Genomic DNA, 20,302 nt, shown 5'->3' with positions numbered 1-20,302 from the left:
GAAGATGTCGACACGTACACCAGGATCTCCGATCCCGCCCTCGGTCAGCACCCCGCACTCACACGCGGTGTCTCACCCCATCCTGACCAAGAGGGCATTGGAGGTCCCCATGGAAGGGCTGACTGTGCCACCTGACGCCATCCCGCTCTCGCATAGATGCGGCGGGCAGCTGACCGTGGGTCGGAGGCGAGCGTGGCGCTTGTGCCCCTCGGGCAGGGTACGAGGTCAGAGCGCAGAATGGCGTCAGACGGCGGCGGCAGCCATCTGGGTGCACGAGTCGGCGCAGCGGCGGCACTCGTCCGCGCAGCGCATCATCTGTTCGTCTCCGCTGAACTGCGCGCAGTCGACTGCGCACGCCTGGCATATCTGTGCGCAGATGCGCGATATCTCCGCGTTGTACCGCGACCCGCGCTCCATGAACGCCGCCGCCGTACGGCAGATTTCCGCGCAGTCCATCATCAGCTTGATGTGCTCGGCCTCGACGTGCCGGCCACCTTGGCGCAGACAGTAGGACAGGGTCTCTTCACAGATCCGCGAACAGTTCAACGCGTCGGTGATCGCGCGGGCCATCACGTCCTTGGTCATACCTTGCTCCGCCATCGTAGCAACGGATAAGCAACAGGACAGGACCGCGACGTGGCGACGACACCGCTGCAGCCGGCACACGGCGACACGAACCGGCCCCACGTGGGCCTGCTCACCGTCCTTAAGGAGTGGGGACGCATCGGCTGCATCGGGTTCGGGGGCCCACCCGCCCACATCGCGCTGCTGCGTCAGCTGTGCGTCGAACGCCGGCAATGGCTCGACGACAGCGAGTTCGAGGACGCGGTCGCCGCGTGCAACCTGCTGCCCGGCCCGGCGCCCACCCAGCTGGCGATCTTCTGCGCCTGGCGGGTCCGTGGCCGGGTCGGTGCCCTCGTCGGCGGGGCGGCGTTTATCGTCCCCGGCCTGATCCTCATCCTCGCCCTGGCCGTCCTGTTCCTGGCCGGCACCCCACCGCTGTGGGTCAAAGGCGCTGGCGCGGGTGCGGGTGCCGCCGTCGCGGCGGTCGCCGTGCAGGCCGGGTCCGGCCTCATCCCCGCGAGCTGGCGGCGCGCGCCGCAGGCCAGCAACCGATTGCGCTGGTCGCTGTACCTGACCGCCGGCGTGGCGGCCGCGGCCACCGTCGGCCCCTGGCTCGTGCTGGTCCTGCTCGCCTGCGGCCTGATCGAGACCGTCGCCCAGCGGGTCGGACGCAACGAGCCCGACGCCGCCCCCAGATTCTCGCTGCCGCTGTTGGCCGCTGGCGGGTTCGGTGGCAGTGTGCTGCTCTCGATCGGGTGGGTCGCCCTGAAAGTCGGTGCCCTGTCCTACGGCGGCGGCTTCGTGATCATCCCGCTGATGCAGGCCGACGCCGTGAACCACCACTGGATGAGCAACGCCCAGTTCCTCAACGCCGTCGCGCTCGGCCAGATCACCCCCGGCCCGGTCGTACAGACCGTCGCCGTGGTCGGCTACGCCGCCGCCGGCATCGGCGGTGGCCTGCTCGCCTCCGCGGTGGCGTTCACGCCGTCGTTCGCGTTCATCCTGCTCGGCGCGCACCTCCGCACCAACCAGCGGGTCCGGGCGATCCTCGACGGCGCTGGACCTGCCGCGATCGGCGCGATCCTCGGCTCCGCGATCATCCTCGCCACCGCGTTGACCCGACCATGGCAGTACGCCGTGCTCGCCGGCGCGGCGATCCTGCTGCTACCGCTACGCCGCGGCGTCGTACCGACCCTGCTCGGCGCCGGCACCATCGGCGTCATCATCGCCCTGGCCGGCGGACCGCTCCCACACTGACCAACCAGCCGGGGTAGCCGAAACGACGAGGTCCCAGCAGCCGCCCCGCAGGTGACCCGGCAGCTAGCGGTCCGACTACGACGCCGGCTGCTGGCGCTGTTCGCCGGGCTGCCGGCCACTCAGATGCAGCAGGTCCTCGCCACGTTGGACGTGCTCATGGCGCGGTTGGCGCCGGCCGCCATGGACGGTCCGGGTCGGTTGCGGCGGCGTCGGCGGTGACCTGGATTGCGTAGGTCGGTCGGGTGGTTGCGGGCAGCGGACCCAGGTAGGTGTGCCCGGTGAGGTGGCACCAGGCGGGCAGGTCCAACGGTGCGGCGGGGTCCGTGGCGATCAGATGCACGACGGTGCCGGCCGGTACCTGCAGGGTCAGGCGGCGCAGCTCCAGGAGCAGCTGCACGCAGCGGCGGTCGCCGCCGTCGAGCACGACCGGGGTGCTCACGTGGCGGCGTCGACGGGCAGGTTGGCCAGGCGCCACTCGAGCATGCCGTCGACCAGGCGAGCGGCGCGACGGCCGCGGGCGGCGAGGAGCCGGACGGCGTCGTGGGCGAGCACGCAGTACGCCCCGCGGCAGTAGGCCACGACCTCGACATCGTCGGGGAGTTCGGCGAGCCGGTCGGTGAGCTGTTCGAGGGGGATGGACAGCGCCCCGGGGATGTGGCCGGCGGTGTACTCCTCGGCGGGGCGCACGTCCACGGCGATCACCTGCCCGGTGGCGAGTCGCCGCTGCAGTTCGTCGCGGTCGACGGCCTCGGTGTCATCGGCGCCGAGGTAGCTGTCACGGGCGGCGGCGGCCTGCGCCGAGTGTGTGCCGGCGACGTCACGCAGCAGCGCGTACAGGGCGGCCACGTCCGTACCGGCGAGCCTGTAGTGGATCTTGGTGCCGTCGCGGCGGGTTGCGACCAGCCCCGCCTGCCGCAGGGTCTGCAGGTGCGCGGAGCAGGTAGTGATCCCGACGCCGGCAGCTCGGGCCAGAGCCTCGACGCTGCGCTCACCCTGGGCGAGCAGGTCGAGCAGCTCCAGGCGCGTGCCGCTACCGAGAGCCTTGCCGACGCGGGCGAGGGAGTCGAACAGCTCGGCCTTGGCGACCGCATCACCCATGACACTCCTCCAATGTTCTATGGAATATTGTAGTAGGTGTGGGGCGGGGAACGCGTCCCGGGTGGGAGGGTTGTGGTGCAGATGGAGCGAGAGCGGCTGGTCCCGCTGGTGGACGAGGGTTTGGGCAACAGCGCCTACCTGCTCGACGTCGGTGACGGCCGGGCCTTGGCGGTGGACCCGCCTCGGGACCTGCGGGCGTTGCGCGCCGCGGCCGGCAAGCGGGGGCTGACGGTGGCGTGGGCGGCGGACACGCACCTGCACGCCGACTTCCTGTCCGGGGCGGTACAGCTCGCCGCGACCGACGGCGCGCAGATCCTGGCCTCGGCCGCCGGGATGCGGGCGTTCGAGCATCGCGGCCTGACCGACGGCGACGAGGTGGACCTCGGCGGGCTTACCCTGCGCGCCCTGGCCACGCCGGGGCACACGGACGAGCACCTGGCGTTCCTGCTGCTCGACGGCCCCACACCGGTGGGGGTGTTCACCGGCGGGTCGCTGATCGTCGGCTCCGCGGCCCGCACCGACCTGCTCGGCGAGGAACGCACCGTCGAGCTGGCCCGGGCGCAGTACGCGTCGCTGCACCGTCTCGCCGCGCTGCCGGACGCCACCGGCGTGTGGCCGACGCACGGTGCCGGGTCGTTCTGCTCCGCTCCGCCCGGCGCGGCGCGCACCAGCACGATCGGCGCCGAGAAGGCCGGCAACCCGCTGCTGGCCGCCCCCGACGCCGACGCGTTCTTCGACCGGCTCGTGGCGTCGCTGGGCTCGTACCCGGCATACTTCCGGTGGCTGGCCGAAGCCAACCGACGCGGCCCCGCCGTCGTGAACGGCCTGCCGCACCTGCCCGGCCTGTCGGCCGCCGAGGTCCGGCGGTTCCTCGCCGACGGCGCGGTGGTCGTGGACGTGCGCCCGGTGCCCGACGTCGCCGCCGGGCACATCCCCGGCGCGATCGCGATCCCACTGCGGGCGCAGTTCGCGACCTGGCTCGGCTGGCTCGTCGACCCGGGCACCCCCGTGATGATCGTGCGCAACGGCGACCAGGATCCGGCCGACATCCTGTGGCCGGCGCTGAACATCGGCGTCGACCACCTGGTCGGCGAGCTCACCGGCGGGATGGCCGCCTGGACCGGCGAGGTCACCACCACCCGCCTGGTCCGCCCGGACCAGGTCGACGCCCCTGTGCTCGATATCCGTCAGGCCGGTGAATACACCGCCGGGCATCTGCCCCACGCCGTCCACCTCGAACTGGGCGACCTACCCGCCACCGCGCACGCCGCACCGCACGGGCCCGTGGTGGTGATGTGCGGGCACGGCGAACGCGCGATGACCGCGGCCACGCTGCTCGAGCGCACCGGCCGCCACGACCTGGCCGTGCTGGTCGGCGGGGCCGAGGGCTGGGCCACCGCCACCGGCCGCCGCCTGCAGGAGGGATCATGAGCACCACCATGACCGGTATGCCGCGGCTCGGACTCGCCGCCAACGCCGCCCAGTTCACCCTGCTCGTGGTCGTCAACGCCCTCGTCGGCGGCGTGCTGGGCTCCGAACGCACCGTGCTGCCGCTGCTGGCCGAGCAGGAGTTCCATCTCACCGCCTACACCGCGGCACTGACCTACATCCTCGCGTTCGGCGCGACCAAGGCCGTCACCAACTTCTTCGCGGGCACCCTGTCGGACCGCTACGGCCGTAAACCAGTCCTGCTGGCAGGCTGGCTGGTCGCCATTCCGATCCCGGCCATGCTGATCTGGGCACCCAGCTGGGGGTGGATCGTCGCGGCGAACGTGCTGCTCGGGGTCAACCAGGGCCTGGCCTGGTCCACCACCGTCATCATGAAGATCGACCTCGCCGGGCCTGACCGGCGTGGCCTGGCGATGGGCCTCAACGAGGCCGCCGGGTACGTCGCCGTCGCCGCCACGGCGATGGCCACCGGAGCCCTCGCCGCCGCCTACGGGCTGCGACCGGCGCCGTTCCTGCTCACTGCCGCCTACATCGCCCTCGGCCTCGGCCTGTCCGCGGTCTTCGTGCGGGAGACCCGCGGCCACGCCCGCCACGAAGCCGCCATCCACACCATCGGCGAGCACCATGCGGGCCTGTCGACCCGGCAGGTGTTCGCGTTGGCCAGCTGGCGGGAACCCGCCCTGTCCTCGGCGAGCCAGGCCGGCATGGTGAACAACCTCAACGACGGCCTGGCCTGGGGCCTGTTCCCGATCCTATTCGCCACCGCCGGACTGTCGCTGACCGAGATCGGCGCCCTCGCCGCCCTGTACCCGGCCGTGTGGGGCCTCGGGCAGCTCGCCACCGGCCCGGCCTCGGACCGCTACGGACGCAAACCGTTCATCGTCACCGGGATGCTGCTGCAGGCGGTCGCCCTGGCCGTCATCGCCCTCGCCGACGGCTTCACCGCCTGGGCTGTCGCCGCGGTGCTGCTCGGCGCCGGCACCGCGATGGTCTACCCCACCCTGCTCGCCGCCATCAGCGACGTCGCCCACCCCGCATGGCGGGCCCGCGCCGTCGGCGTCTACCGGCTCTGGCGCGACGGCGGCTTCGCCGTCGGCGCCCTGCTCGCTGGCATCGTCGCCGACCTCGCCGGGATCCGCGCCGCGACCTGGGTCGTCGCCGCCCTCACCGCCGCGTCCGGCCTACTCGCGTGGGGGCGCATGTACGAGACACACCGCCGGGCCTGACAGTCCGCAGCCTCTCCCTGCTCGCCGGCATACTCGCCCGGGCCATCATCCGCTGATCATCCGGCCGCCGGAACCACGGCATGACCCCGACAACGCGCTGTACCGCCCCGGCACACCGGTCACCACGGACCACCGGCACCATGCACACACCACCTCGCCAGCGCGAGAAACATCGATACATCATAGGCTGAATACATCACAGGTTGTATCGTCGTTGAAGTGGAGACGTTGACGCACGGACAGGTGCTCGCCCGCTTCGGCCATGCCCTGTCCGATCCGCTGCGGGCCCGGCTGCTGCTCGCGCTGCGCGAAAGCCCCGGGTACCCGGCCGACCTCGCTGAGCTGCTCGGCACGAGCAGGCAGAACCTGTCCAACCACCTCGCCTGCCTGCGCGGCTGCGGCCTGGTCGTTGCCGCACCCGAAGGCCGGCGTACCCGGTACGAGCTGGCCGACGCCCGGCTGGCGCACGCCCTGGGCGACCTGCTCGGCCTGGTCCTGGCCGTGGACCCGGCCGCATGTCCCGATGCCGCGGACAAGGACTGCTGCTGATGAACCTCCCGCTGCTGCCGGTCACGCCGGTCGGACCTTCGCCGCAGCGACGGGCGACCCTCGCCCGTCAGGTGCGGCTGCTCGTCGCCGCCACGATCGCCTACAGCACCGTCGAGGCCGTCGTCGCGATCACCGCCGGCACCCTGGCGTCCTCCACCGTGCTGATCGGCTTCGGCCTGGACTCGGTCATCGAGGTGTCCTCGGCCGCCGCCGTGGCGTGACAGTTCTCCGGCACCGACCACGAGAAGCGCGAACGCACCGCGCTGCGCATCATCGCTGTGTCGTTCTTCGCCCTGGCCGCGTATGTGACGGTGGAGTCGGTGCGGGCACTGCTCGGCGCGGAGCGCGCCGATCATTCGACGATCGGTCTGGTGCTGGCCGCCGTATCGCTCGCGGTGATGCCGGCGCTGTCCGCGGTGCAACGCCGCACCGGTCGTGAACTGGGCTCGGCCTCGGCGGTGGCCGACTCCAGGCAGACCCTGCTGTGCACCTACCTGTCCGCAGTGCTGCTGCTCGGCCTGGCGGTCAACGCACTGTTCGGGTGGTGGTGGGCCGACCCGGTCGCCGCGCTGGTCATCGCCGCCGTGGCGCTCAAGGAAGGCCGCGAGGCCTGGCGCGGCGACGCCTGCTGCGCCCCGACCGCCGCGCTGGCCACCGGTGCAGCGGCGACAGGCGGCTGCGCCGACGGGTGCTGCGTCCAGGAACCACCCCGGTGACCGCAGCCCTCGCCGGCCACTGCTGCGGATCTTCTCTGGGGTGCGGCCGCCGGCGGCGAGGACGAGTACGGCGGTGGCGTCGGCGCGTGTGTGATGCGCCAGGACGGCGGGTGTAGGTGTCGGCGATGATCACGATCCCGGTGGCCGAGCAGGTCCTGCAGCGTTTCGAGGTCCGCACCGGCCTCGTGGGCAAACCCTTGGCTCGGCTGATCGCGACCCGACCTGCACCCCCAGACCGCCTATTGACTGACCCGGTCGGTCGGTTATTGTGGAGATGTGGCTCGCTCGATTCCTGCCGACCGGTTCGCCGTCGTCGTTGACGCTGCTGCGCGGGTGTTCATCGCCCACGGCTACCGTCGCACGCAGGTCCAGGACGTCGCGGACGCGCTGGGCCTGGCCAAAGGCACCCTCTACGGGTACGCGCAGAACAAGACGGCCCTGTTCGCCGCCGCCGTCCGCTACGCCGACGGTCACGAGCCCCTGCCCGCCGTGACCGACCTGCCGGTGCCTGCACCGGCCGACGCCGACGTCGCCGCACTGGTCGCGGGGCGGCTCGGCGCCGAGATCGCCGACCTGCGCCTGCACGGTGCCCTCGCCGAACCGGCGCACGGCACTGCCGACACCGATCCCGACGAGCTGGGTGGGATCGTCACGGACCTCTACCAGCGGCTCGCCCGGCACCGGGTAGCGATCAAACTCGTCGACCGGTGCGCCCCCGAACTGCCCGACCTCGCCGAGATCTGGTTCGGCACCGGCCGCCGCGCCCAGGTCGACGCGCTCGCCGAGTACCTCACCCGCCGCGCCGACACCGGCGCGATCGCCCTGCCCGGCCCGGCGACGCTGCTCGCTCGTACCATCGTGGAACTCGTCACCCTGTGGGCCGTGCACCGCCACTTCGACCCCGCACCGCCCACCACCGGCGCAGCAGATCCGGCAGCCGACGACGCGACCGTCACCGCCATGCTCGCCGCGCTGCTCAACCGAGCCACCGCACCCGCATCGCCGCACCGCTCACGGTGACCGCCGTGCCACCACCCTCAACCCTCCGCGCCGGGCGCTCCGCCGGTCGCGAACCGGTCCATCAGCAGCTCCAGCTTCGTGGTGAACCGCTCCACATCACGCAACGACAGGCCGGCGAGCAGCCGCGCCGACGCCGCCGCACAACCCACCTGAAGGGATCACTGATGTCGCCGCAACAGCCCACACCGCGGGTGTCGCACCCGATCTTCGCCCGCGTCTACCAGCGGCTCAGCGTCACCATGGACCGGGCCGGCGGCGCCGAACACCGCCGGGCCCTGGTCGCGGGCTTGGCCGGCCGGGTGATCGAGGTCGGCGCGGGCAACGGCCGCATGTTCGCCCACTACCCACCCACGGTCACCGAGGTCGTCGCCGTGGAGCCCGAACCGCGGCTACGCGCCGCCGCACTCGCGGCTGCCGCGAGCGCCCCGGTACCGGTCCGGGTCCTCGACGGCGTCGCCGAAGCGCTACCCGGCGGCGACGGCGAGTACGACGCCGCGGTCACCGCCCTCGTGCTGTGCACTGTCCCGGACCAGACCGCCGCCCTGGCAGAGATCCGCCGGGTCCTGCGCCCGGGCGGGCACCTGCGGTTCTTCGAACACGTCGCCGCCGAACACCCCGGGCTGCTGCGCCGCGTCCAACGCGCCGCTGACGCCACCCTCTGGCCGCTGCTGCTCGCCGGCTGCCACACCAGCCGCGACACCGCTGCCGCCATCACCGCCGCCGGGTTCGTCGTCGACGAGCTGTACCGGTTCACGTTCCCGGCCACCGGACCGAGCAGTCCCGCGGCCCCGCACATCCGCGGTACGGCCACCGCGCCGGTGGAAGCGGCGAAACCGTGAGCACCGGCGTGCGACCGCACGCACCGGTCACCGTCTATACCCGGCCCGGCTGCCCGTACTGCTTCCTGCTGCGTCGCGGGCTCCGCCGGCGCGACATCACGTTCACCGAAATCAACATCTGGGCCGACCCCGACACTGCCACCGCCGTCCGCGCGGTCGCCGACGGCAACGAAACCGTCCCCACCGTCCACGTCGCCGGACAATGGCTGGTCAACCCCAGCGCGGCGGTGGTGGACCAGCTCACCCGCAACTGACCCTTCACGACCACCACCGAACCGAACAACACCGCCCCTGGCACGGAGCCGACGCCCTTCCCTGCATCGCCGCCATCCGAGGCGCCGTCCCTTCCGGCGCCACATCCTCCACGTGCGTGGCAAGCCGACAGGACGCCGGACCAGCTCCGCCAGCTGCGACACGATCGGCGCAGCGTGTACCGGCCGGAATCCTCGCCGCGGGACTTGCATCCGGTACCCAGGTACAGGCTTACCGTCGAGAGACAGCGCCCGATGGGGCGCTGCACCGCCTGCTCAAGGAGCCTGTGATGTCGTTCGTGGTCCCTGATGCCTGCACGCTGCCGACCGTCGAGCAGCCGCTGCGGCTGGCCGAGTTCGACGAGCTGTTTGCCACCGCCGTGCGCCGGGTCGAGACCCTCACCGCGACGCACGCCCGCATGACGCTGACCGGCGAGGCCGGCCTGACGGCGGCGGTCCGTGACCTGACCGCCCGGGAGACGGGGTGCTGCTCGTTCTTCACGTTCACCATCACCACCGAACCGGCCGACGACGGTGAGGCGCTGATCCTAGGCCGACGAGGAGCACCGCGGACAGGTAGGTGCACAGCATTGTCTGTGTCGAGTCCGCCATGACGGTGGCCGAGCCGAGTTCCCGGCCGGTGCGCCGCTTGGCCCGCACGAGCAGCGGCATCACGATCAGCGACGCGACGGCAAGGCCGATCCCAGCTGGGCTGGCGTCAGCGTCCCCGCCGGTCAGCAGCGACCGCAGGGCTTCGAAGGTCACCCAGGCGGCCAGGGCGGAGAACGACACGCCGATCAGCCGCAGGGCCAGCCGCTCCCGATCCTCGGGCACCCGCGATTGGAACTGCCAGATCAGCACCGCTGCGCTGGACACCTCGACGAACGAGTCCAAGCCGAAGCCGATCAGCGCCGTGGAGGAGGCCGCTGCGCCAGCTGCGACGGCGACCAGGCCCTCCAGCAGGTTGTAGCCGGCTGTGGCGTAGGCCAACCAGAGGCTGCGCCGCGACAGCACCGCCCGACGCTCCGGACTCAGGAGCGACGCGCTCACGCGCTCACCCGAGAGTCGGCCGGAGTTCCGTAGACCGGGCACAGGGCAACCGCCTCGCCCGTCGCGGCCAGAACCTGTTCCGCCGAGCGCAGCAGGTCCTGCAGCTCCGGCCGGGGTGCGGACCACAACGAGCTGACTTCAGCGTCTTCCGGTGTGGCGTAGTAATGCTCGCCGTAGCTCGTCCGGTGCCCATACGAGTATCGGAAAGGCGATCAGGATGGCAAGCATGAGGGGGTCGGGTGGGGCGGTGCCGAAGATCGCCTGTAGCGGCGGCACGGTGATGATGGCGGCGGCGAAGGCGAGTTCGAACGCGATTCCCCACAGCAGGAGTCGGTTGGTAAGGAGGCCGACGGAGCGGAGTGAGGCGCGGTCGGTGCGGGCGGCGAGGGCAGTGCCGATCTGGCAGGCGACGATGCCGAGGAAGGTCATGGTGGTGGCCTGTTGGTAGGCGTGGTGGAGGGGCGTTCCGGGGCCGGTGGGGTCGCCGGGTTGCCAGCCGGCTCGGTAGAGGGTGAGGAAGAAGCCGGCCATGACGAGGATGGCGGAGATGATGCCGAGGTAGCCCCAGGCTCTGATCAGCATGCGTCTGTCGATGATGGTGCTGCCGCGTTTGTGTGGTGGTCGTTTCATCAGTCCCGGCTCGGGGGGTTCGCGGCCGAGTGCCAGCGCCGGGAGGGTTTCGGTGCCGAGGTCGATGGCGAGGATCTGCATGACGGTCAGTGGTAGGGGGACCGTTCCGCCAGAGACGGCGAAGATGAGGAACGGTACGACCTCGGGTGTGGCATGGGCGAAGATGTAGAGGATGAATTTGCGGACGTTGTCGTAGACCTGTCTGCCGGATTGGACGGCGGCGACGATGGTGGCGAAGTTGTCGTCGGTGAGGATCAGGGTGGCGGCTTCGCGGGTGACGTCCGTGCCGGTGCGTCCCATGGCTACGCCGATGTCGGCGCGTCGCAGGGCGGGGGCGTCGTTGACGCCGTCGCCGGTCATGGCCACGACGTGGCCGGTGTCTTGCAGGGCTTTGGCGATGCGAAGTTTGGCCTCAGGCGAGGTACGGGCGAAGACGAGATCCGCGGTGCGGACGAGGAGTTCGGTCAATTCGTCGTCGGACATGGCGTCGACGGCGGTCGCCGTTGACGACTGTTGGGTTGGGCTGTGTGATGCCGACCTGGGTGGCAATGGCGGCGGCGGTGAGTCCGTGATCGCCGGTGATCATGATGATGCGGATGCCGGCGGTTTGGCAGCAGGCCACCGCGTTGGTGACCTCGGGACGGGGCGGGTCAAGCATGGCGACCCAGCCGAGGAGACAGAGGTCCCGTTCGACTTCGGCGCGGGTGCCGGGGACTTCGGCGACGCGGCGGCGGGCGGCCGCGATGATCCGCGTACCCTTCGCGGCCTGCGCCGTGACAGCCTCTGTCAACTGCTGCCGGGTGATGTCCCCGAGGGGATGCTCTGCGCCGTCGGCCTCGACGATCGTGGTGGAGCGGGCGATGACTTCTTCGGGGGCGCCCTTGGTGTGTAACCACAGACCCTGTTCGTCGGTATCGACGGTGGACATGAGCCGCAGTTTGGGGTCGAAATGGAACTCGCCGCGTCGGCACCGGGGGCGTTGATCTGGTGACGTCTCGATACCGACGCCCTTGGCGAATCGCATCAGGGCTATTTCGGTCGGGTCTCCGCTCGCCTCCTCGCCCGGCCCGGGTTCCAGTTGTGCGTTGCTGCAGAGCACCACGGTCCGCGCGAGGTCCCGGACGACGGCGGGTTGGTTTTGGCTGGTCAGGTCAGCCTCCTGGATGAGGCGTCCGGCTGACCATGCCGTCACGACCCGCATCTTGTTCTCGGTGATCGTTCCCGTTTTGTCGGTGCAGATGACGGCGGTGGCTCCGAGGGTTTCCACCGCGCTGAGCCGTTTGACGACGGCTCCGCGTCGGGCGAGTCCGCGCACCCCGACGGCGAGCGCGAGGGTAATGGTGGGGAGCAGGCCTTCGGGGACGTTAGCGACGAGGAGTCCGATCGCGAAGCTGAACGCGTCGGAGATGGGCATTCCGGCCGCCCACACCCCGATGGGAAAGAAGATCGCACCGGCGATCCCGGCGACCGCCGCGATGAGCCAGGCGACGCGCTTGATCTGTTTCTCCAGCGGGCTCTCTTCGCGGCCGACGCGCTGGGACAACGCGGCGATACGCCCTAGTTCGGTACGCATGCCCGTGGCGTAGACGAGGGCCCGGGCGTCTCCCCCGAGGCAGACCGTGCCGCTGAATACGAGGTTGGACGCCTGGATCAGAGGTTCGCGGCTACGGGTGTCGCCGGCGGTGCGGTAGACGGGTTGCGACTCGCCGGTCAGGGCAGACATGTCTGCCTCGATCGAGCCGTCGAGGAGGCGGGCGTCGGCGGAGATTCTGTCGCCCTCGGCGATGAATAGGACGTCACCGGGTACAAGCTCTCGTGCGTCGATCTGCTGCCGCCGCTGGTCGCGCAGGACACTGGCCTGCTGGGGTAGGTATTTGTTCAATGCCTCGACAGCGTGTTCGGCGTGGCGCTCCTGGGCGAAGGCGAACACGGCGTTTATCAGGATGACGGCCACGATCGCCGCCGCCAGTACGGGTGTGCCGGCGACCCAGGCCAGGACGGCGGCGAGCCACAGCACCAGGGCCAGCGGGTGGATCAGTTGCCGGACGAGGTCCCGCCACCAGCGGGTCCCGCCCTGCCGGCGTAGCTCGTTCGGCCCGTACTCGGCCAAGCGCTGGTGCGCCCGCGCCCTCGAGAGACCATCGAGGCTTGTCTTCAAGTCGCAGAGGAGTTGTTCGACCGGCTGTCGGGGCTCGTGCCCGGCAGGCAGCGCACTGCCACGCCCATCCCGAGGTGACTGCCGTGCCATGGTTTCAGGCTGCCGCACCACCCGACCACGGGCGGGCGTTTCGGTCTCCGGCCTCGCCGGTGGCAGCGAAGGTAGACCTCCTTGCGGCGGCGTTGTCGCTCGTTGTCCGTATCCGGGGCGGGGTCGTTGAGACGTGGGTGTCGCGGGTAGGGGCCGAAGTGACAGGGAAGTGGCTGACCAGCAAATTATCTGCGGTGGCAGCCAGCGAGCATGCCTGGTCCCGGCGGGGTGCGTCCTGGCGCCGTGGACGAAGGTCGCCGCCGTCAATGTCAGGGCGCCGTTCTTCATCGTCCAGCAGGGTCTGGCCCGCATCCGCGACGGCGGCCGGATCATCAAGATTTCCTCCGGGACGACCCGTATCGCCTGCCCTGACGGCATTGACCCGCTTGGTGCGATGCCCGTCCTCGCCCACCCGTACCGGGTGGCCCTCTTCACCCGGACACGGGCCATCCGGCTGGCCAACTCCGGTGGACTTGGCCACCTTCACTCGGGCCGGACAGCTGGGACAAGCGGTCTGTACACGAATGGATCACGCGTAGGTCAGGGGCAGGAAGCCGTACCGGGCCGGGCGACCGAGGAGTCCCCGGCTGGGGACGATCAAGAAGGTAACGGGCGGGATGCTGCTCCTCATGAGGGTCAGTTTTGCGGGCGACTGCGGCGCGACGGGATTGCTTGCCGGGTTCCGCGCTCAGCTTGTCGGAGACAAGTGCCTTGTCTGCCCCGGTTGTCCGGCCAGTGCCCCCCGGCGCACGCCGCCACGCAATGCGCGTAGGGCGTTGAGGATGACCACGACGTCGATGCCTTCCTGGAGGAACGCGCCGATGACTGGGGGAAGCAGCCCGACTGCGGCCACACTCATGGCGGTCAGCGCCAAGCCCATTCCCACTGTCGCGCTTTGGATGGCGATTCGACGGGCATGACGAGCGATCTCGACGGTGTCGGCAAGCCGGTCCAGCCGGTCAACGGTCAGGACGGCGTCGGCAACGTCAGCCGAGGCTGTCGCACCGGTCGCGCCCATCGCCACGCCGACGTCGGCGGCGGCCAGGGCGGGCGCGTCGTTCACTCCGTCGCCGACCATCACGGTGGTCGCCCGTGTCGACTCGGCGCGTACCCGGTCGACCTTTGTCCCTGGCGTGCACCGGTCCACCACGTCGTCGGCGCCGACCACCCGGGCCACCTCGGCGGCGACGCGCGGCCGGTCGCCGGTCAGCATGACGACGCGGGTGAACCCAGCATTCCGGAGCCGGCGTATCGTCTGGCGCGCGTCGGGCCGGATCGGGTCCTGGAGCAGCAGAGCGCCGGAGGGGACGCCGTCCAGGCTCACCCATACCGTCGCCGCCCCCTTCTCCTCGGCCCGCTGTCGCACTTCCTCGGCCCACGGCGAGAGCTCACCGGTCAACTGCCCGACCTGCACCCGCAGGCCGTCGACCCGGCCAGTGACCCCTTTGCCCGGTTCCTCCGTAACGTCAGTGGGTGTCGACAGCGGCAGTCCGCGGCTGGTCGCTTCCTGTACGACCGCGGCGGCGAGCACGTGTGGGGAGAGCTGCTCGACCGACGCTGCCAAGCGGAGCATCTCGTCGCAGTCCGTGCCCGGCGCGGTGACCGTCTCGGCCGCCTTGGGCCGGCCCTCCGTGAGCGTGCCGGTCTTGTCGACCAGCAGAGTGCGGGCCCGGCCGAGTGTTTCCAGCGCCGCACCGTCGCGGACCACGACCCCGCGGCGAGCCGCCCGGGACAGCCCGGAGACGATCGCGACCGGGGTGGCCAGGATCAGGGGGCACGGGGTGGCGACGACGAGCACGGCAACCGCCCGCAGCAGCTCGCCGGAGGCGAGCCAGCCGACGCCGGCTAGGGCGAGGGTGAACGGTACGAAGGCGGCGGCGTATCTGTCGGCGAGCCGTACCATCGGCGCCTTGCGGGCGGTCGCCTCCTCGGCTAGGCGCACGATCCCGGCGTAGGTGCTCTGCGCCGCCGTGGCCGTGGCCCGCATGCCGAACGCCGGCCCGGCGTTGACTACGCCGCTGGTCACCCCTTCGCCCGGCTTGTGATCGACCGGCTTTGATTCGCCTGTGATCGCCGACTCGTCGAGCACGGCTGGGTCCTCGGTGCGGCCGTCGACGGGTACGACCTCGCCGGGGCCGACGAGCAGGCGGTCATCCGGCTGTACCGCGTCGAGCGGCACGGTTTCGATGGCGCCCTGCGCGGTTCGTCGGCGCGTCGACCGGGGAGCGCGTTCGAGCAGTCCGCGCAGGTCCCGTGACGCCCTCCGCTCCGCGTACGCCTCCAGGGTGCGCCCGGTCGCCAGCATCAGCGCGATCACCGCGCCGGCCAGGTATTCGCGTACGCCGAGAGCACCGGCCAGTGCCAGGACCGCGATCACGTCGACCCCGACCCGGCGGTGCAGCAACGAACGGACGACCCACGTGATCGCGGGTAGCAGGGCGACGGCGGTTGCCCCGGCCCACAGCAGGTCTGCGGCGCCGCGCCGGTCGGCGAACCACAGTGCTGCCCCGGTGAGCACCGCCGCGGTGACGGCGACCAGCAGCGCCCAGTCCCACCACAGCCTCGGGGTCTTCACCTGCCCCCGGCTGGGGCTCTTCCGCATGCGAGCCTCCTGTCCCCACGGGCGTCGGCGGGCCGGCCGACGTCGCCTGCCGATCTGCGAGCGGCAGCGCTGCGCAATGTGCCGCCTCCGGCCCGGCTGGGAGGTCAGACGGGACGCAGTGATACTGCGGTCACCTTGTATTCGGGGCATCCCGTCACCGTGTCCGTGACGTCAGACGTGAGGGCGTTGGTGGGGGTGTCGGGAAAGTTGAAGGCGGTGAACAGTTGGCCGGGGGCGACCGTGTTGGTGAGGTGGACGGAGAAGGTCACGGCTGCGCGGCGGCTGCTCACCTCGACGAGGTCTCCGTCGGCGATCCGGAGCCGGGCGGCGTCGTCCGGATGGAGGTCGAGCACCTCGCGCGGGCGAAGCTCGAGGTTGGGGGTGCGGCGGCTCATCGAGCCGCTGTTGTAGTGCACCAGCCGGCGGCCGGTGATCAGGACGTACGGGAAAGCGGCATCGGGTTGTTCGCCCGGCGGCAGGTACGGTCGCGCGGCCAGGGCAGCACGCCCGTCCGGGGTGGCGAAGGAGTCCAGGTAGAGGCGCCCCTCCCCGGGCTGGTCCGCTGCGCGGCACGGCCAGTGCAGCGGCCCGTCCCGGTCTAGCCGGGCGTGGGAGATGCCGGCGAACGTCGGGGTCAGCGTGGCGCACTCGGCCATGGCGTCAGCCGGGGTGGGGCAACCGAGGTCGGCGCCCATCGTCCGGGCCAGCAATCGCAGGATGTCGAAGTCGGGCTTGGCCTGGCCGGGTGGCGTCAGTGCGGGACGGACCCGCTGCACCCGCCGATCGAAGTTGACGAACGTTCCGTCTTTTTCGAGGAAGGACACGGCGGGGAACACCACGTCGGCGAGTTGGGCCGTGCGGGAGAGAAACAGGTCGTGGCTGACGACGAGGTCGCAGGCAGCGAGGGCCTTGCGCACGTTTCCGCTGTCGGGGTCGGTCTGCGCGATGTCCTCCCCGATGACGTACATGGCTCGCACCCGGCCGGCGATGGCCGCCTCGAACATCTCCAGGATGCGCAGCCCGGGCCGGTCGGGCACGTCCACGCCCCAGGATTGGCCGAACCGGGCCCGGACGTCCGCGTCGGTGACGTGCTGGTAGCCGGGTAGCAGGTCCGGCAGGGCGCCCATGTCCGAGGCTCCTTGGACGTTGTTCTGCCCGCGCATCGACAGCACGCCGCAGCAGCCTGGAGTGCCGACGGCGCCTTTCAGGATGGCCAGGTTCGCCAGCGTCCGTACCCCGTCGGTGCCGTGGGCGTGCTCGGTGATGCCGAGCCCGTAGACGATCGCCGGGCGTCGCGCGGTCCCGTACAGGCGGGCGGCCGTGGTGAGTGTCTCGGGCTGGACCCCGGCGACGCGGGCCGCGTGGTCCACCGGGTACTCGCGCAGCAGCCCGGTGAGGTCGGCCAGCCCGCTGGCCCGAGCGCGGAGGAACTCCTGGTCGGCGTAGCCTTCGTCGAGCAGCACTCGGGCGATGCCGTTGAAGACGGCGACGTTCGACCCGGGTGTGGCCTGCACGTGCACGTCGGCCATCTCGGCGAGGTCGATGCGACGTGGGTCGATGACGACGAGCCGGGCGCCGCGCAGTACCAGCTGTTTGATCCGGGCTCCGATGACCGGGTGGGCTTCGGTCGGGTTCGCCCCGGCGATCAGGATGCAGTCGGTCCCGTCGAGGTCGTCCACGGAGTTGGTTCCGCCGGCGTAGCCGAAGGAGGCGGTCAGCCCGACCGCCGACGGGGCGTGACAGAGCCGGGAGCAGTTGTCGACGTTGTTCGTGCCGAGGACGGCACGGGCGAACTTCTGGGCGAGATAGTTCTCCTCGTTCGTCGCCCGCGCCGACGAGATCATCCCGATCGCATCCGGCCCGTGCCGGTCCCGGATCTCGGCCAGCCGGGTCGCCACCATGGTGAGCGCCTCCGCCCACGACGCGGGTTCCAACGGCGAGTCCCGGCCGCCGCGACGCATCAGCGGTGTGGTCAGCCGGTCCCGGGACCGGGTGAAGGCATGGGCGAAGCGACCCTTGATACAGGCGTGGCCCCGGTTGACGGGAGCGCCGTGCACGGGGGTGATGGCGGCCACCTCGTCGTCGCGTACGTGCACCCGCAGGCTGCATCCCACGCCGCAGTATCCGCAGGTGGTGGTGGTCGTCCGGCTGATCGGGCGAGCGTCGAGCAGCCCCGGCTCGGACAGTGCCCCGCTCGGGCAGGTGTCGACGCAGCCGCCGCAGGCGACGCAGGGAGAAGACACCCAGTCGCCGCCGCTGCCGGCAGCGACCACGGTGTCGAACCCGCGCCCGGCCAGGGAGAGCGCGAACGTGCCCTGCACCTCCGCGCACATCCGCACGCACCGATTGCAGGCAATACACAGGTCCCGGTCGAGCTTCACGTACGGGTGGGAGTGGTCGACGCCCCGCGTTCGGATGGCCCCGTCGAACCGGCTCCCGGTCACCCCGAAGTACTCGCACGTGCGGACCAGTTCGCTGCGGTCGGCGGGAACGTCGAGCGCCCGGGCGGGCAGTTGAGAGACGAGCAGTTCCAGCGACAGCTGCGCCGACCGACGGGCGACCGGGTCGTCGGTGTGCACCACCATGCCCTCGGTGGCGGGTGTCGTGCAGGCCGGCATCGCCCGTCCTTTCACGCCAACCAGACAGACCCGGCACGACCCCTGTGGGCTGAGCCGTTCGTCGTAGCAGAGGGTCGGCACCACTGCCCCGGCCGCCTTGACGGCATCCAGCACGCTGGCCCCGTCGGCTACCTCGACACTGACGTCGTTGACGGACAGTTCCATCTACTCGCCCGTCCGGCGCAGCTCGTCCGCGTAGACGTGCAGCAGACTGCGCACCGCACAGGACACTCCGCGTCCGAAGGCGCACAGGCTCGCTGCGGTCAGCACCTCAAGCAGCGGTTCGTGGGCGGCCAGGGCCGCCTCAGCCTGGGTGGGTTCCCCGATATGCTCGGCGAGTTCGACCCCACGGCGGGCCCCCACCCGGCAGGGCGTACAAGCCCCGCAGCTCTCCGCAGCTCCGAACGCCCACGCGTGCCGCAGGATCGCGGCGGCAGGCATTGCCGAATCGACCGCGACCAGACTGCCGTGTCCCAACGCGACACCAGCCTCCGCCAGCGGCCGGGACAGCAGCGGAAGATCCAGCTGATCCGGGGTCAGGAACCCGCCGAGCGGGCCACCGACCTGCACCGCCCGCAGCGTGTGCGGCTCGCGCAGCCCGCCACCGAGATCCTCCATCAGATGGCGCAGCGGCACACCGTACTCGACCTCATACACGCCCGGCCGGCGGAAGAGCTGGCTCAGGCAGACCAGCTTGGTGCCCGGCTCATCCGGAGGACCGAGGCGGGCGTAGGCCGCCCCACCGTGCCGGACGATCCAGGGCACGGCCGACAGCGTCTCTACGTTGTTCACGGCGGTCGGCTGCCCGAGGTACCCGTGGCTGGTGGGGTAAGGGGGGCGGGCCCGCACATCGGCCCGCAGGCCGGCCACGGCGTGCAGCAACGCCGTCTCCTCCCCGGCGACGTACGAGCCGGCGCCCCGCACAACTTCCACGTCGAAGTCGAAGTCCGAGCCGTGTACCCGCCTGCCCAGGTGGCCGCTCTCCCGCGCGTCGGACACTGCCGCACGCAGCCGCCTGGCTGCCGTCGGGTACTCCGACCGGACGAGGATCAGCCCATGCCGCGCTCCCACCGCGAAGGCCGCCAGTGCCAGGCCCTCCAGGATCCGGTGCGGATCGCTCTCCATGAGCAACCGATCGCAGAACGAGCCAGGATCGCCCTCGTCGCCGTTGGCCACCACATACCTCGGCCCAGGTTCCCGCGCGGTCGCGGACCACTTCTTCGCCACCGGGAACCCGGCCCCGCCCCGCCCGCGCAGGCCCGACGCGGCAACCTCAGCCATCACCTGATCGGGTGAACCGGAAGCCACGACGCCCGGCCACACCTCCCAAGGGCCCTCGTCGCCGACCAACCCGGCCAGCACCACCGGACGATCCACCGCGCTTGCGTGCGGTATCTGCGCGGCCCGCATCTTCAACGGCTCGACCCAGCCGGGCCTCGTCCGCCGCTCGGCGGCGCGCGGATCGCCGAACAACCCGCCGAGCTGCTCACCACTACCCGGTTGCTCCCCGTCCAGAGCAGCCGGCGAGTCGTAGCAGTACCCGAGACACCGCACGCCCTGCAGCGACACCGACCCGTCCGCGGCGCATTCACCCAGACGAACGCCCAGCGCCCGCTCGAGACGTGGGATGTGCTGACCCTGCGTGCTGACGAAGCACGAGGTTCCCTCGCAAACTCGGACATGACGCCGGCCACGGCGCCCCTCGGCAAAGTCGGCGTAGTAGGACGCCGCCCCCGTCACGGCCGCTACCGGCCAGCCGAACTCGCCAGCGACCCGCTCCAGGACCTCGGCGTCGACGCGACCGTCCTCCGCCTGCGCCTGCCGAAGCCGATCCAGCATCCGTGTTCCCGGCCTGCGCAGGCGTTCCTGCAACTCGACGAACGCCTCGCGTGGCTCGCCCACCGCACCTACCCCCGTGCAACGCTGGCTCTGCCCCCGGCAGCAACCATACGTCCGTCTCGGTCCACCTCGCGGCCAAACGCACAGCCGCCACGGACCGCGACGAGCCAGAGGATCTTGGCGTACACGATCAAGCATCACCCGATTTCAACGTCTGACTTCTGGTCCGCATGTGAGCCGGTCGCGGGTTAGCGTCTGGTCATCCGGTTGATCACGGGGGTAAACCCGATGTTGCGCACATCGACGATCAGCAGGACCCAACCAACACCGGCATGTCCACCCAGCG

The 20,302-nt window shown here is 71.1% G+C and carries 16 protein-coding genes and 2 pseudogenes; 8 read left to right on the top strand and 10 right to left on the bottom strand.

The features are described 5' to 3' along the window. Positions 1-243: 243 nt before the first annotated feature. Positions 244-585, bottom strand: a complete 342-nt coding sequence (locus tag ABZV00_RS34505; RefSeq protein WP_355613977.1) for a four-helix bundle copper-binding protein — start codon at positions 583-585, stop codon at positions 244-246. A gap of 51 nt (positions 586-636) precedes the next feature. Here ABZV00_RS34505 and chrA point away from each other — a divergent pair, with 51 nt between their 5' ends. Further along, positions 637-1,821: a chromate efflux transporter gene (chrA, locus tag ABZV00_RS34500; protein WP_355613975.1), complete on the top strand. Its 1,185-nt coding sequence runs from the start codon at positions 637-639 to the stop codon at positions 1,819-1,821. Positions 1,822-1,975: 154 nt separating this feature from the next. Here chrA and ABZV00_RS34495 read toward each other — a convergent pair whose 3' ends face one another. Both ABZV00_RS34495 and ABZV00_RS34490 read right to left on the bottom strand, forming a co-directional pair. Continuing rightward, complete coding sequence (locus ABZV00_RS34495; protein WP_355613973.1) at positions 1,976-2,260, bottom strand: sulfurtransferase TusA family protein; 285 nt, start codon at positions 2,258-2,260, stop codon at positions 1,976-1,978. Further along, the gene (locus ABZV00_RS34490) at positions 2,257-2,919 is read right to left on the bottom strand and encodes a metalloregulator ArsR/SmtB family transcription factor (protein ID WP_355613971.1); all 663 of its coding nucleotides are present in this window, start codon (positions 2,917-2,919) and stop codon (positions 2,257-2,259) included. Before ABZV00_RS34490 ends, ABZV00_RS34495 begins: the two co-directional genes overlap by 4 nt. Positions 2,920-3,000: 81 nt before the next feature. Between ABZV00_RS34490 and ABZV00_RS34485 the strand changes: the two genes are divergently transcribed. From ABZV00_RS34485 to ABZV00_RS34465, 5 genes and pseudogenes are all read left to right on the top strand, one after another. Beyond that, positions 3,001-4,350 carry a rhodanese-like domain-containing protein gene (locus ABZV00_RS34485; RefSeq protein WP_355613981.1) on the top strand — a complete coding sequence of 450 codons (1,350 nt, stop codon included), beginning with the start codon at positions 3,001-3,003 and terminating at the stop codon, positions 4,348-4,350. Further along, on the top strand, positions 4,347-5,594 hold the full coding sequence (locus ABZV00_RS34480; RefSeq protein WP_355613969.1) for an MFS transporter: 1,248 nt from the start codon (positions 4,347-4,349) through the stop codon (positions 5,592-5,594). Before ABZV00_RS34485 ends, ABZV00_RS34480 begins: the two co-directional genes overlap by 4 nt. Before the next feature lie 219 nt (positions 5,595-5,813). After that, positions 5,814-6,143, top strand: coding sequence for a helix-turn-helix domain-containing protein (locus ABZV00_RS34475; protein WP_355613967.1), 330 nt, complete (start codon positions 5,814-5,816; stop codon positions 6,141-6,143). Beyond that, a pseudogene (locus tag ABZV00_RS34470) lies at positions 6,143-6,859 on the top strand (cation transporter). The gene ABZV00_RS34475 and the pseudogene ABZV00_RS34470 overlap by 1 nt, the downstream one beginning before the upstream one ends. Before the next feature lie 276 nt (positions 6,860-7,135). Continuing rightward, the gene (locus tag ABZV00_RS34465) at positions 7,136-7,879 is read left to right on the top strand and encodes a helix-turn-helix domain-containing protein (RefSeq protein ID WP_355613965.1); all 744 of its coding nucleotides are present in this window, start codon (positions 7,136-7,138) and stop codon (positions 7,877-7,879) included. A 17-nt stretch (positions 7,880-7,896) separates the two neighbouring features. Here ABZV00_RS34465 and ABZV00_RS34460 read toward each other — a convergent pair whose 3' ends face one another. After that, a complete protein-coding gene (locus ABZV00_RS34460; RefSeq protein WP_355613964.1) occupies positions 7,897-8,028 on the bottom strand; it encodes a hypothetical protein in 132 nt (43 codons plus the stop codon). A 15-nt stretch (positions 8,029-8,043) separates the two neighbouring features. Between ABZV00_RS34460 and ABZV00_RS34455 the strand changes: the two genes are divergently transcribed. Together ABZV00_RS34455 and ABZV00_RS34450 are read left to right on the top strand one after the other, a co-directional pair. Beyond that, entirely contained in the window at positions 8,044-8,718 is a 675-nt protein-coding gene (locus tag ABZV00_RS34455; protein ID WP_355613962.1) for a methyltransferase domain-containing protein, read from the top strand. Then, complete coding sequence (locus ABZV00_RS34450; RefSeq protein WP_355613960.1) at positions 8,715-8,972, top strand: glutaredoxin domain-containing protein; 258 nt, start codon at positions 8,715-8,717, stop codon at positions 8,970-8,972. The genes ABZV00_RS34455 and ABZV00_RS34450 overlap by 4 nt, the downstream gene beginning before the upstream one ends. A 546-nt stretch (positions 8,973-9,518) precedes the next feature. Here the strand turns inward: ABZV00_RS34450 and ABZV00_RS34445 are convergent. The 6 genes and pseudogenes from ABZV00_RS34445 to ABZV00_RS34420 all read right to left on the bottom strand — a co-directional run. Then, positions 9,519-10,019 (bottom strand): annotated as a pseudogene (locus ABZV00_RS34445) (cation transporter); the annotation flags it as partial. A 138-nt stretch (positions 10,020-10,157) separates the two neighbouring features. After that, entirely contained in the window at positions 10,158-11,132 is a 975-nt protein-coding gene (locus tag ABZV00_RS34440) for an HAD-IC family P-type ATPase (protein ID WP_355613958.1), read from the bottom strand. Further along, positions 11,062-12,897 carry a cation-transporting P-type ATPase gene (locus ABZV00_RS34435; protein WP_355613956.1) on the bottom strand — a complete coding sequence of 612 codons (1,836 nt, stop codon included), beginning with the start codon at positions 12,895-12,897 and terminating at the stop codon, positions 11,062-11,064. The genes ABZV00_RS34440 and ABZV00_RS34435 overlap by 71 nt, the downstream gene beginning before the upstream one ends. 688 nt (positions 12,898-13,585) lie before the next feature. Continuing rightward, positions 13,586-15,499 carry a heavy metal translocating P-type ATPase gene (locus ABZV00_RS34430; protein WP_355613954.1) on the bottom strand — a complete coding sequence of 638 codons (1,914 nt, stop codon included), beginning with the start codon at positions 15,497-15,499 and terminating at the stop codon, positions 13,586-13,588. Positions 15,500-15,603: 104 nt separating this feature from the next. Beyond that, positions 15,604-18,282, bottom strand: a complete 2,679-nt coding sequence (fdhF, locus tag ABZV00_RS34425; RefSeq protein WP_355613952.1) for a formate dehydrogenase subunit alpha — start codon at positions 18,280-18,282, stop codon at positions 15,604-15,606. Then, on the bottom strand, positions 18,283-20,019 hold the full coding sequence (locus ABZV00_RS34420) for an NAD(P)H-dependent oxidoreductase subunit E (protein ID WP_355613950.1): 1,737 nt from the start codon (positions 20,017-20,019) through the stop codon (positions 18,283-18,285). Between the last annotated feature and the right edge of the window lie 283 nt (positions 20,020-20,302).

It is taken from the genome of Micromonospora sp. NPDC005173, from assembly GCF_040608515.1.
GTDB lineage: Bacteria > Actinomycetota > Actinomycetes > Mycobacteriales > Micromonosporaceae > Micromonospora.
Note: the sequence above shows the minus strand (reverse complement) of the source record. Positions and strands in the feature narration are given on the sequence as shown.